Raw genomic sequence first — 13433 nt, forward strand, 5'->3', positions numbered from 1 at the left:
GGTTTCGGTGTGGTTTCCTTGAGCTATGGCAGCAGGTACGGAGTTTACGATCGACGAGCTGGCGCGTGAGGCCGGCACGACCGTGCGGAGCCTGCGCGTCTATCACGAGCGCGGCGTGCTGCCGCCGCCACAGGTGAAGGGGCGCACCGGTTTCTACGGGTCCGATCATCTCAACCGGGTACGCACCATCGGCCGGTTGCTGGATCGTGGCATCAAGCTGAACGGCATCCGGGAATTGCTCGAGGCGTGGGACCGCGGCGACGACCTCGGCGACATCCTCGGTGTGCCCGAGCCGGAGGGCATGGCCGAGCCAGGTGTTGTTGCTGATATCGGCGCGCCGAGTGAGCCGGGTTCGATGCATGCCGTCCGCGAAAAGGTCGTTGCCGCAACAGAACTCGCGGATCGGTATCGTGACGTCCCGCATGGTCTCGCCCGGGTTGTCGCGGCCGGGATGTATGAACCGCTCGATGCCGCCACCTACGTGGTGGCCGACCAGCAGCTCGTTCGGATCGCCGAGCAATTGGCGGCGGCGGGGGCGTCGCCGGCCCAGGTGCTCGATGAGGTGGAGCGGTTGCGCGGCGATTGCGATCGCATTGCCCGTCGCTTCGTCGACGTGTTCGAGCGGACCGCGTGGCAGTCGTTCCGGCAGTCGGGGCGCACGCCGGAGGATCGGGCGGTGCTCGCTGAGCGAGTGGCCGCCGCCCGGGTCGTGCCTGGTCAGGCGGCGGCCGAGCTGGTCAATCGATTCGTCGCGTGGTACCTCGAACGCGACATCGCCGAGCTGGCCGACGAGCTGCCCGGCCAGTAGAACAGGCTGTTCTCGCGGGTGGGATTGCCGTTTGGGAACTTGCCGCTAGACAGCGGCACATTGATTGATGTAACATCAAAGTCGGGATCTGGGGGCATGCACAAAGCGACGCCAATCTGCGCATGCCCCCGGAACCTGGCAGCCGGGCCGCCCGCGTAGGCGCCCGCTGACTCCCGCGACGTAGCTGATGCCGTGTGCGGTTGAGATCCCTCCCGTGAGATGGCCGAGCCGTTTTCGATCAGTTCGAGATACATGTGGTGTCGTGCCGACCGGCAGTGCTGTCGGTGGCGGTGTGTTTGCCACCTCGGCTCCGCGCTCGCAACACCTTGTCTCCCAACGCTTCAGCGATCGACTCGGTATTGCGCCGCTGAGGCTTTGGCCGTCATGGCCGGCAATCCGCGTACAGTCGGTTCGATTCGGCCGCTGACCTCGGAGTCTATCGTTCGTAGAGCCGGGTTCACCCAGTCGCCGAACATTAACGCGCGTAGCACATTTCGTCAGGTGAACGGCTAGGTGTACCCAGTTGTTGCATGTAACTGTTGCGGCACTTTCCGTTCATGTGCGAGCAACAGGGGAGTTGCTATCGGGTGTCATCGTCGGATGCGTACGAGCTGATGTAGGTGCGGGGTGATCCGCACATACGCGGAGGGAACGCGGTGGCGGACAAATTCCAGTACGACTCGGTTCTGTTCTACAAGGCAGCCAAGAAGACCGGAGACGCGCGCGACCGAATCAACACGGTGCTGCACACCCTGCAGGCGTCGCTCAACGCGCGCGGAAACCCTTGGGGCAACGACTCACTCGGCCGCAACTTCGCGACCGGCTACACCTCCTCGCGGGACAACATGATCACCGGCGCGCAGAACATCGCAGGCTCGCTCGACAACTTCTCGACCGGCCAGGCCAAGAGCGCCGAGCTGCTGGACAAGATGGAACACGGCAACCGCGACGGTTTCTCCTGACCGAGGGTCCGGCCCGGATGACGATCGGACCGGCCGGGGCCGGCCGCCGAAACCCGTTGCGGGGCGGCCCGGTCGCCCGCGCGAGCCGCTGATATCGGAATAGTCGAACATGATCGAACTGCCGGGCTTCCTGGAGTGGCTCGAGCCGATTGTCGGCATGGAGTGGCCCGAGGGCAACGAAGACGAGATGTGGGCCCTCGCCCAGGATTGGCACACCGCCGCCGCCGATCTGCGCACCATCCTCGGCGATATCGACGCCGCGAAGAGCGCCTCGCTCACCGCCTATCCCGAGGGCGACGGCGTCGAGGAGATGATCAAGGGCTTCGACAGCATGCGGTCCGGCGACGGTTCGGACAAGGACCAGTCGCTGACCAAGCTGGCCCAACTCTTCGACCAGATCGGCGAATCCGCCAACGGCGTCGGCACCGAGATCGAATACGCCAAGCTGATGTACTGGTCGTCGCTGGGCCTGCTGGCCGGTGAAATGGCTGCGGCGTGGCTGTTTCCGCCGACCGCGCCCGCGGTCGAGGCGGCCGCGATCGGGCTCACCCGGCTGGCGGTGCGCATCATCGGCGAGCGGGTGGTTTCCGCGATCATCCGGCACGCGGGCAAGCTGGTCGCGTCGAAGTTGGCGCAGTTTCTGCTGCGGCACGTGGCGATCGATACGGTGCTCGGCACGCTGCAGGAACTCGGCGTGCAGCAGTGGCAGGTCGAGCACGGTCACCGCAAGGAGATCAACTGGGACCAGGTCGTCGTCACCGCGGTGAGCTCGGCCGCGGGCGGTGCGGCGGCGGGCCCGTTCGGGGACTGGCTCGGCCACCGGCTGAGCTCGGAGATGAAGCCGTGGATGCGGGCCGCGATCACCGGCCCCGCCGCCGGTCTGATGGGCGCCGGTGCGGGATTCGTCGCCGCGACCGGCACGCAGTTCGGGCTCGACGTCGCACACCACGGCGTGGGCGACGCGTGGAACAACCTGAAGAACACCCAGGTCGATTGGCGGATGTTCACCGCGGGCGCGTCGAACGGCGCGATGTCCGGCTTGAACAAGGTCGGCGCGCAGCATGCTTGGGGCAACATGCGGCCGGACCTGTTCAACAGGCCGGGGTTCGGGGCTCGCTTCGACGATATCTTCAATGGGTCCGGCGGGGATGGAGCGAACTCGAGTGACGGTGTCCGCGTTGGGCTTCGGCCGGATGGCGCCGGACTGCCCGCCGGTGCGGGGGATGGCAGCGGCCGTGGCACGACCGGTGACGGCGGTGCGACCAGGCCTGCCGGGGCCGGGGACGCGAACAGCCGTGCCGGGGGAGATAGCGGAGCTCGGCAGAACGGCGCGGACCCGGGCAACGGGCGGAATTCGGGTGAGAGCAACGGATCCGGTGACAGTCGGAATTCGGTCGATGCCAACGGGTCTGGCGATAGTCGTGGAGCGGGTGACGGGCGGAACTCGAGCGAGACCAATGGGGCTGGCGATAGTCGAGGAGCGGGAGACAGCCGGGACCCGGGCGATACCAGCGGGTCTGGGGATAGCCGGGGAGCAGGTGACGGGCGGAACTCGAGCGATGCCGACGGGTCTGGGGATAGCCGCGGAGCGGGCGACAGTCGGAACTCGGGCGGAATCAATGGGTCCGATGACAGCCGTGGTGACGGCCGGGATTCAAGCGATACCAACGGATCTAGCGGCAGTCAGAGAGCCGGCGACGCTGGGAGTCGATCGGGCGACGCGGCGAACACGGACCGGGCGGCCGGGGATTCGACGCAGGCCCATGCCGATGGCGACGGCCGAACCAATACCGGCGACGGCAGCGCTCGGCCAGTCGACGGTGCCGCACCGGGTGCCGACCGCGCTGCGGCGCATGCTGATTCGGGCGATGCCCCAACCCAGCGAGCGGGCGTGGCACCGGAGACGGATGCCGTGCGCGGCGTGGGTTCAGACGGTCGGATAGACGCCACATCGACTGGCAAAGACCAGGTTTCGCTGCACAACGGCGATGGAGGACTGGTCACCAACGCGCCTATCCACACAACGCCCGCCAACCCGGGCGCTGCGCCTGTCCATCCGACCTCGGCCAACCCCGGGACGGGCGGCGAAAGCCGCAGCACCCCAGCTTCATCCAGTTCGCCCCGCCCGGCATCCAGTGAGGTGCGTGCACACACCGGATCGGACGCGCCGCGCGTCGAGCAACCGCGGGCCGGAACTCCGGATGGACGACCGGCGGGCGACGGGCGCCCGGCCACCGATCGCCCCCGCGCGAGCGATGTCCGTGGTGACGGCACCGCACCGCGGACCAGGTCCGAGCCGAGTCGCTCCGGCATAGCGGACGCGCCCCGTGGCACCGACCATCGGTCGGCCCTGCAGTCGGGTTCGAGCGGTGAACACTCGCCGCGAGCACGGGTCGATGCGGATGACTCCGTGCCGCGGCAGGTCGATTCCCCGGTGGATGGTCCGCAATCTCGACACGAGGGCGACGGCCCGTCGCCGCTCGACGCCGCAGGTCTGCTGCCGCTCGCCCTGGTGAACGGCTCGGATTCGTCGCCGCGCGCGGACCGGACCACGCACCCGGATCCCGTCGCAGGCACCGACGACGACCACACAGCCGCGCGACCGGATCCGTCCGACACCGAGCAGCCGCGCGACTGCGCGATCCGCAGCCTCGAACTGATCCGCCAGGTCACCGGTAGCGACGTGATCGAAGTGCCGACCAGGGAGATCGGCCTGGACGGCGTGTCACAGGGCGAAATCGAGCAGGCGGCCAAGGCGCCACTGCGAGATGTCGGGAATCACAACGAGATTCACGATGCGCTGATGTACGAGACCAGGCCGGACGGGAGCTTCGTGCTCGACTCCGACGGCAACCGGATCGAGCGCCCCGACGGGGTGGCCGCGCTGGTCGTCGACGTGTACGGCAAATCCGACGAGCACAACGTCGGCGCGCATGCCTACGTGTTGCTCAAGGAGAACGGCGAGATCGTGGTGCACGATCCGACCGTCGGCCCGCCACACGACTTCCCGCCGATCCTGCCGGGCTCCGACTATCCGGTGCAGGTCACCCGCACGATCCTGTTCGACGAGAACGGAGTTCCGCACCAGCACGGTGATGCCGACGTGCCACCGCGGGAATCGGCGATGCGCAATGTCGATGTCGGGCAACGGCCGCCCGGCGATCCGGTCGAGCCTGCGTCGGGTTCGGACGGCGGTGGCAAGAAGCCGCCCAGCGAACTACCGCCGCCAGCCTCGCCCGGCGATCCTGGTGACGACTCGAACCCGAACCGCGACAATGGCTCCGGCGTGCCCAAGGCCCTGGAACCGGACGAGGTGGTGCTGGCCGAGGACACCCATCCGCTGACTCTCGACGTCGACGGCGAGCGGGTGCCGCTGGCACTGCATCCGGACGGCGAGGATCGTTGGCGCGCGGTGCCCGCCAGCGAGGGGGAACCGCCTGCGCGGCAAGAGGGTTCGGGCGAGCTCGAGAAGAAGTCGCCGGTTCGCCGTGCGTGGGAACGCATTCGCGACAAGATCTACGTTCGCGGCTACGAGGGGGACAACCCGAAGTACCCGTCGGGCTCCGGTGAGGACGGCCGCGGACAGACGGCGCTGCGCGATGGTGTCGCCAACGCGCCGCATCTGTTCGATCCGGCTCCGGCCCCCACGCCGCACGTGCCGCAGTCGCCCGACGTCCCGCACGTGGGGCCCGCACCGGACTCATCGGACAAGGCGCCCAACGTCGCTCGCATCCTGAAAGAGGGCGCGACGATCTGGAAGAACCGCGAACACCTCCCGATCTTCGGTCAGTTGTCCGGCCGAACCCCTGATGTCGCGGGCGATTTCGTGGCTCCGCGCACCGCGGACGGCGAGGAGTACCGCTTCTGGGTCAGCGACGCCGACCCGGACCTGGTGCGCGAGACCATTACCGATCTCTTCGAGGTCAAACAGATTTCGGCGGACGAGGCCAGGGCGATCCTGGAAGACGCACTCGCCGTGTCCGATCCGGACCAGCGGCAGCGGATCGTCGACGACATGGAGCGGTTGGGTCTGGTCTCCGAAGACGAGGCCAGAGTGCTCGAGCAGGAACCGCTCGAGCACCCGGAGCCCACGCCCGAGCCGGACGGTCCACCGCCCGAGCACGAGTCGTTCTCGGACATGGCGGATCGGCTCGGCTTCGACCTGCCCGATGAGGATCCCGCGTCGGTGCGCCGGGTGATCGACGAGCAGGAGTACCGCACCCTGCGCGAGGCGGCGGCGATCGAGGGCCTCGCCGATGCGCACCGGCGATTCAATGAAGAGCAGACCAGGCCGTACACCAAAGAGGATGTAGCAGGCCAGGATTCACGCCCCGCGCTCGATGAGGGCGAGCAGCGGAATCGGCCGCCCGGTGAAATCGAAGGGCCCGACGCGCGCAGACGCGAGGAGGCCGAGGACTTCTTACTCGACGAGGACGAGTTCGACGACGACGATTACGACCGTCGTCCCGCCCGACGCGGCGAGCCCGACCCGGCCGGAGTACCCATCCCGTACTCCGACGAGGTCAGCTTCTTCGACGAAAACCCGATGGGCCGCTTCCTCAAAGAGATCAACGCGGCCTTCGAGGGCGAACCGGGTGTGCAGCAGTACACGCCGGTCGGCAATGGCGCGGACCCGCTCAAGGAGTGGGGTGATATCGGGCCGGACGACAACGAGCTCGGTCGCGACCAGGGACCGCGCGCGTACTTCGAGCACGCGCTGCGCCGCGACCAGCTGCGTGACGAATTGTCCACCTGGGCACAGATGTTCGGGCTCGACATCGACACGGTGACCACGCAGCGCATCGATGAACTGCGGGCCGCGAATCAGGCGCGCGCCGACCGGGTCGCCGAATTCGCCGATGCCGCCGAGATCCGCGTGCATCCCGAATCCGACGATCAGCCGCCGATCGGCGAACCGTTCGGCGACCAGGTCATCCGGATCCCGGTCGGCGAGGACGTGCCGGACCGGCTCGTGGTCATCGATGGGCCGCAGGACCGCGCCGCCGCACTCGCCCGGGTGCTGGCCGACAATCCAGACCTCGCGCGAGCGGTGAACCGAGGCGAGGTCGAGGTCGACTACCACAAGGCGCGCACCGATCGGAACGGCAATATCCATCTCGAACCGGTCGAGACGCCCGACGTCTATCACCACCGCGAGACGATCGACGGCCGCGATCTGGCGGTAACGCTGTTGCGCGACAGCGACGGTCAGTGGCGGCCGGTGGTGCTCGACAACGCCGACGCGCCGCACACCGGGCCATCGGCGGCGGATGCGCCGGAAGCGCCGCCGCGACCACGCGCCGAAGTCCTCACGGACCTGGTGGATTTGGCACGGACACTGGGGTTGCAGCCGGAGGCGCTGCACCCGGACCGGCTGGCGCAGACGATCGCGGATATGAAGCTGGACAACGCCGTTCGGGCCGGACAGATCGAGGCACTCGCCGACTTCGCCCGCTCGATGAACGATATCGAGTCGTTCAACGACATCGGTGACGCACGCAGCCAACTGGCCACTCGCCTCGGCATTCCCGAGGCGGAACTGACCCCGCAGCGCATTGCCGAGGCACTGACCGACAGCTCGTTCCGAAATGCCTTGCGGGCGCAGCAGGTCGGCGACATCGTCGCGTACGCCAAGCAACTGCGCGATCTCGACCCCGACGCCTTCGCCGCCGCGCGTGATCAGCTGGCGAAGCGGCTCGGGGTCGAGCCGTCGGAGCTGTTCCCGCCGAAGTACCACAAGAACGACGCGGGCAGGCTGGTGCACGGGCTCGACTCGAAGAGCCTGGATCCCAAGAAGTTGCGTAAGTTGCTCGCGCAGATGGAACGCGGCGGCAAGCAGGACCTGGTGAAGAGCGCGCTCACCGAGTACGCGGACGCGTTGATCAAGATCGATCCGTATTCCGATGTGCCGCGCGGTGATCTGTCCGCCGACCCGCGGGTGACGGGCGAGCCGCCGATCCATGATCCCGAGGCGATCCACGCGCTGCGCGAGATCATCGCTGACGCACTGCGTTCCGGAGATGCGCTCGATTTCGGGCAGACCCTCGCGGACCACCCCGGCCGACCCGAGGGCGACGGCACCTGGGATCGCGACAGCGACGCCGGGACCGGCAGGCCGGACCCCAACCGGGACTGGGCCCGGCTGGTCGGCGTCGATCTCGCGGGAGCCGACGACGCGACCTTCCGCAAGGTGTACGAGGCCTACCGCGACGGCAAGATCGAAAAGCACGAGGGGCTGACTCCCAAGGAACTGGCGGCGGAAATCGCGAAGATGCGCGACGAGGTTCGCCAGCGGGCAGCGCAGATCCGCGACCTCGCCGACCTGGCCGAGGAGTTCTATCGGGCGCCGGAGCAGTTGCCTGCGGGCGAGCAGTCCGGACATCCCGGCGACGGTCCCACTCCGCCTAGGCTGGATGGGCCTGACGAGAACGGTCCGGCCCCCACCTCGGCCACCGACCCGCCGCCTCGGCTGCCCGGATCCGACGGTGCCGCCGAGCGCCCGGCCATCGAGGCCAACGGTGAGCAGCCGCAAGAATCTACCGATTCGTCGAATCACTCCGATACGGATGCCACTGTGCGGCAGCCGGATTCGGAACAGACACCGCATGAGGCGAGCGACCGGGCGAAGACTGCCGAGGAGCCGCCGAGCGCCGAACCGGAACTGCGCGACGATCGGTCGGGTGCGGACCCGCGCACGCGGATCGACGAGGCGCTGGCGCGCGAGTTGGCCGCCCTCGATGAGTCGTATCAGCGTCATTCGGCTGAGGCCGATGCCGATTTGCAGCGGGTGCTCGATCATCTGGAGCAGGTCGGCCGTGATCTGGCTGGGCCGCTCGAGACGCATGATGGTGTGCCGGAGTCGGATTCGGTGGCGCCGAGCACCCGGATCGACGAAGCGCTGGCGCGTGAGCTGGCCAAGGTGGACGAGGCTTACCGGCGTCACGCGGATGAAGCCGATGCCGAGCTGCGGCGGGTGCTCGATCATCTGGAGCAAGTCAGTCGTGAGTTGGCTGGGCAGCGTGACGGGCATGAGGTTGTGCCGGAGTCGGATTCGGTGGATCCGCGCTCGCGGATCGATGAGGCGCTGGCGCGTGAGCTGGCCGCCTTCGATGAGTCGTATCAACGTCATTCGGCTGAGGCCGACGCCGATTTGCAGCGGGTGCTCGATCATCTCGAGCAAGTCGGCCATGAGCTGGCTGGACAGCTCGACAGGCATGGGGTGGTGCCAGAGGCGGATTCGCCGGATCCGCGTTCCCGAATCGATGAAGCGCTAGCCCGTGAACTGGCGAAGCTGGACGAGGCATACCGGCGTCACGCCGAGTCGGCCGACGCCGAACTGCGCCGGGTACTCGACCACCTCGAACAGATCCGCAGCGACCTCGAGGCACAGCTCGAACACCAGCGACTGATGGCGGACCTGGACAACGCCCACCGCGAAATAACCGCCAAGTTCGACGAACTCGACCGCCGCTACTCCACTGGCCCGGACGAAGACCCGCCCACCACCACCGTGCTCCCACAAGGTCCGCCGTACGACCCGCCAGGGTCAACGAACCACGATCCGTCAGCACACCCCGATCCTGCCGAAGCCGAGGAACGGTCAGCCGGTACTGAGCAGCCGTCGAACCACGAGCCCGCTACGGACCCCGAACAGTCGACGCGCAGGTCTAGCGCTGAACCACTGACGAACGGAGAAGCCTCGACGGCTTCGGAACAATCACGGCCGCGCCAGCCGGGTTCAGCCGACGAGTCCGCACCGAGTCCGGACAACGCCGATGACGGCTCACACACCAGTCGAGAGCCCGGCGATGAGTCGGAATCCGAGACTGGGCTTGAACAGCCGCCGCGCAAACCCGAGTCACCAGACGAGTCCGAGCCGAGCCAGGAGGCCGGTGATGATGGCTCGCAGATCAGTCAAGAGCATGGCGATGACTCGGAATCCGAGACTGGGTCTGAACAGTTACCGCGCAGATCTGAGTCGCCAGACGAGTCCGCACCGAGCCAGGAGGCCGGTGATGGTGGCGCGCGTACGAGCCGAGAGCATGGCGGTGAGCGGGAATCCGAGGCTGGGTCTGAGCAGTCGCCGCGTAAGCCTGTGTCGCCGGATGAGTCCGCGCCGCGGCAGGAGGCCGGTGATGATGGCTCACACATCAGTCGAGAGCATGGCGGTGAGTCGGAATCCGAGGCTGGGTCTGAGCAGCCGCCGCGCAAGCCTGAGACACCGGAAGAGTCCGCGCCGCGGCAGGAACCTGGTAGCTCGCGCACGGGTCGAGGGGACGGCGGCGATCCGCCGGAAGCTGGTTCAGGCCAACGGCATTCGCGACCTCCTCAATTGCCTGGGCGGGCACTGAGGTCGCATATTCCGCATCCGCCGCGGAATTACGAGTTCGAATTCCCCAACCCGGTGGACATCACGCCGAAACCATGGCCGGTACCGGACCCGCAGCCGCCGACGGTTCCGCCGGAGCCTCCGAAGGTTCCTCCGCAGCCGCAGCCGCAGCCGCAGCCGCAGCCGCAGCCGCAGCCGCAGCCGCAGCCGCAGCCGCAGCCGCAGCCGCAGCCGCAGCCCCCGCGCCCACCGGTGTCGCCGCCGGTTCCGGTGCCGCCGAATCCGCCTTTGCCACCGCAGCCCCCGCGCCCACCGGTGCCTCCGTTCCCGCCGACTCCACCGTTCCCGCCGACTCCACCGGTGCCGCCGACTCCACCGGTGCCGCCGTTCCCGCCGAATCCTCCTGTCCCACCGCAATTGCCAGAACCGCCGCAGTTGCCGGAACCGCCGCAATTGCCAGAACCGCCGGAGCTGCCGGTCCCACCGAACTTGCCCGTGCCACCGGAACTGCCGGTGCCGCCGAACTTGCCGGTCCCGCCGCCCCTTCCGCATCCTCCGATTCCATCCCCGGGCGGACCTGTTCCCCCGGGGGTTCCCGGAATACCTGGGCTACCCGGACCATCGAATCCACTACCGGGCGGACCGATTCCGTCGGGCGATCCGGCCGGGTCACCCCTGCCTCCGTGGTCTCCCATGCCTCCACCACCCATGGGCGGCGCGCCCAAGCCGGGCGGCAACGGCGGCCGCAACGGCGGAAACGGTCACAGCCGACGGTCGTTCACCCGCGAAACCGGCAGCGACACAACAATTGTCGTGCGCCCATACGTCGGCTACGGCGTGTTCGCCGAGTTCGATCCGATGACCGGCGCGCTCCAAGCGACGCAGGCAGGCATGCATCAACTCGGCGGCGTCTACGCCGATCTCGGCGATGTCCCGGTGGTTCTCTACCGCCACAACGGCAGACTGGGTTTGCGCGCCCGCGACCATGACATCGATCTCGACGGCCCGGTCGCGGTCGACTGGTACCCCTACGATCAACGCGACACCAGATTCGTGGTCAGCGTCGCTGGCGTCCCAGCCTTCGACGTGATCTACCGTTCCCTGCCCACCGAAATGGATCTCGGCCTACTGGTCCGCGACGTCCTCGCCGATCCGTCCCGCCGCGCCGCCATCTTCGCCTGACCGAGCCAGGAAGCATCGGGTCCTGTGCCAAATAACAGCAGGTAGACAATACTTTTGTGCACTGTGCCAGGTCGATCCGCCCGTTATTGCCAGGCCGGGTTCAGTTCGGTTCAATCGGTAGATGATCAATGGTGATCCGCTGTCCCGGGCAAGTCGTGGCGTAATTTTCGCGCTGCATTCCACCCTGCGCCCACTCGGCGCACGGCTGCCCGCCAATCGGTTCGGGGTCGCCGGCGCGCGGCTCGGATTGGCCGTCGCCTGCCGGATCTGGTTCGACCGCACGCTGCCGACCACGCCGGTCGATGCCGCCGGGCCGCGTGGCCGAACCATGGGGGAGTGGGTCGGCGCGGTACCGCGACCGGGCCAGTCGCTCATCTATTACCTGCACGGCAGCGGCTACGTCGGCTGCAGCCCGGCCACCCACCGAGGCCTGGTGTCCGAACTCGCGCGGCGACTGGACCGCTCCGCATTCACCCTGCGCTACCGACGCGCCCCGGAACACCGTTTCCCCGCGGCACACGACGACGTGCTGAACGGCTACCTCTGGCTGCTCGAACAGGGCCATGCCGCGCAAGACATTGTGCTGATGGGTGATTCGGCAGGCGGCCACATGGCACTCGGGCTCTGCGTGCAGTTGCGCGAACTCGGCCTGCCCCAACCCAAGGCAGTCGTCGGCTTCTCGGCCCTGGTCGATTCGACCTGGACGTTGGCCGACGCCCGCCGCGCGGAGGTGGACGAGGCCTTCATGTCCTTCGGCCTGGCCACCCGAATGACCGGCCTCTACACCGGCACAACCCATTTCGACGACCCACGCCTGAACGTGGCCGCCCACGTCGGCCCCGATCTGCCGCCGATACTGTTGCAGGCGGGCGGCAGCGAAATGCTCAGCGCCGACGCCGAACACTACGGTGCCGCGCAACGGGCCGCGGGCGGCGAGTGCGAGGTACAGCTGTGGCCAGGCATGTTCCACGTATTCCAGGTGGGTCACCGACTCCTGCCCGAGGCCCGCGCCGCCCTCGACGGTGTCGAGCGGTTCGTCGCCGAGGTCGAGCGCGCGCAGATCGCCAGGGGTCCGCTGTCGGCATAGCGCGCACCGCCGTCGATTCGCCAGGGCGGTCTGTTGTGCATGGTTACCCGTTGTGGCACAGTCGATCGCGCGGAAAAGACGAGGTCCGACGGTAGAGCTAGGGTGATTGCATGACGGAATGGCATGCGTTGACCGACGTGGAAATCGTCGAGCTGGTCAGTCGGCTGCGGTCACTCGACTGGTCATGGCGGCTCGACGACGCGGAGCGGTTGGCGTCGGCGATGGGCTGGACCGTGGTGACGGCGCGGGGCAACTGGGTCATGCTCGACTCCGGGTTCGGGGCGGGCAGCGCCAAGCTGACCGGCCGCGACGGCCAGGTCGGCGAGATCGAGGTCCAGGTCGCCTCCGATGACGAGGCCGAACCCGGGCAGACGCGTGATGCGTTCGCGGGCATGGTCGCCGCGCTGAGCGGTGCGTTCGGCGAGCCGACCGCCCGGATCCCCGGTGCGGTACCCGAGATCCGCTGGGCGGGTGCCGAAACAACGCTCGTGCTGCGCGACCCGGGCACCACGCTGGAACTGTTTCTGATGGCCAACTCCTGGCTCGCCGACCATGACGAGACCGTCGACCTGGAGGAACAGGGGCTGCTGTGACGGGATGGGCGGAGTTTGCCGACGGGCTGGCCGAGCAACTGGCGCGGCTGCCGTCCGGCGCGGTTGTGGTCATCGGCGAGGCCCCGACCTCGTCGGACAAGAGCAGGATCGCGCAGTTCCGGCAGTTCGACGACAGTGTCTGGGCTCAGCTGTCCGGCGACCGCTGGCTCGATCCCACGGTGCAAGCGGGCGAGGCGGGGCGGCATCTGATTCGCGAAGCGGGCTGGCGGGAACCCGACGACGACCACATCGAGAATTGGTGGGTCGAGCTGCCGTGGCCGGTAGCTTCGGCGGCCTATCGAAGGGTGGCGGAGATGGTGGTGACCGGGCTGCGGGACGCCTTCCGGATCGCCGGCCCCACGGCGCTGGTCTATCAAGCGTGGAACGAAAAATCGGCGAACAGCGCGATCGAATTGCCGCTGCTCGGACTGCCCGTCGAGGCTTGACGCAGGCCGCCGCCCCGCCGCGCACC

Annotated in this window: 6 protein-coding genes; all 6 read left to right on the plus strand. The window is 68.1% G+C overall.

Features of this window, described 5'->3' with window-relative positions:
- The first annotated feature begins 25 nt into the window (after positions 1 to 25).
- The 6 genes from ACIBK2_RS09215 to ACIBK2_RS09240 all read left to right on the plus strand — a co-directional run bounded on the left by ACIBK2_RS09215 (position 26) and on the right by ACIBK2_RS09240 (position 13407).
- Positions 26 to 808 carry a MerR family transcriptional regulator gene (locus ACIBK2_RS09215; protein WP_396965287.1) on the plus strand — a complete coding sequence of 261 codons (783 nt, stop codon included), beginning with the start codon at positions 26 to 28 and terminating at the stop codon, positions 806 to 808.
- Between the two features lie 656 nt (positions 809 to 1464).
- Positions 1465 to 1770 carry a hypothetical protein gene (locus ACIBK2_RS09220; protein ID WP_396965289.1) on the plus strand — a complete coding sequence of 102 codons (306 nt, stop codon included), beginning with the start codon at positions 1465 to 1467 and terminating at the stop codon, positions 1768 to 1770.
- A 109-nt stretch (positions 1771 to 1879) separates the two neighbouring features.
- Complete coding sequence (locus tag ACIBK2_RS09225) at positions 1880 to 11281, plus strand: hypothetical protein (protein ID WP_396965291.1); 9402 nt, start codon at positions 1880 to 1882, stop codon at positions 11279 to 11281.
- A 121-nt stretch (positions 11282 to 11402) separates the two neighbouring features.
- Positions 11403 to 12368, plus strand: coding sequence for an alpha/beta hydrolase (locus ACIBK2_RS09230; RefSeq protein WP_396965293.1), 966 nt, complete (start codon positions 11403 to 11405; stop codon positions 12366 to 12368).
- Between the two features lie 110 nt (positions 12369 to 12478).
- Positions 12479 to 12961: a DUF6301 family protein gene (locus ACIBK2_RS09235; protein ID WP_396965295.1), complete on the plus strand. Its 483-nt coding sequence runs from the start codon at positions 12479 to 12481 to the stop codon at positions 12959 to 12961.
- On the plus strand, positions 12958 to 13407 hold the full coding sequence (locus ACIBK2_RS09240; RefSeq protein ID WP_396965297.1) for a TY-Chap domain-containing protein: 450 nt from the start codon (positions 12958 to 12960) through the stop codon (positions 13405 to 13407). Before ACIBK2_RS09235 ends, ACIBK2_RS09240 begins: the two co-directional genes overlap by 4 nt.
- The last annotated feature ends 26 nt before the right edge of the window (positions 13408 to 13433 follow it).

Source organism: Nocardia sp. NPDC050175 (assembly GCF_044459885.1).
Classification (GTDB): domain Bacteria; phylum Actinomycetota; class Actinomycetes; order Mycobacteriales; family Mycobacteriaceae; genus Nocardia.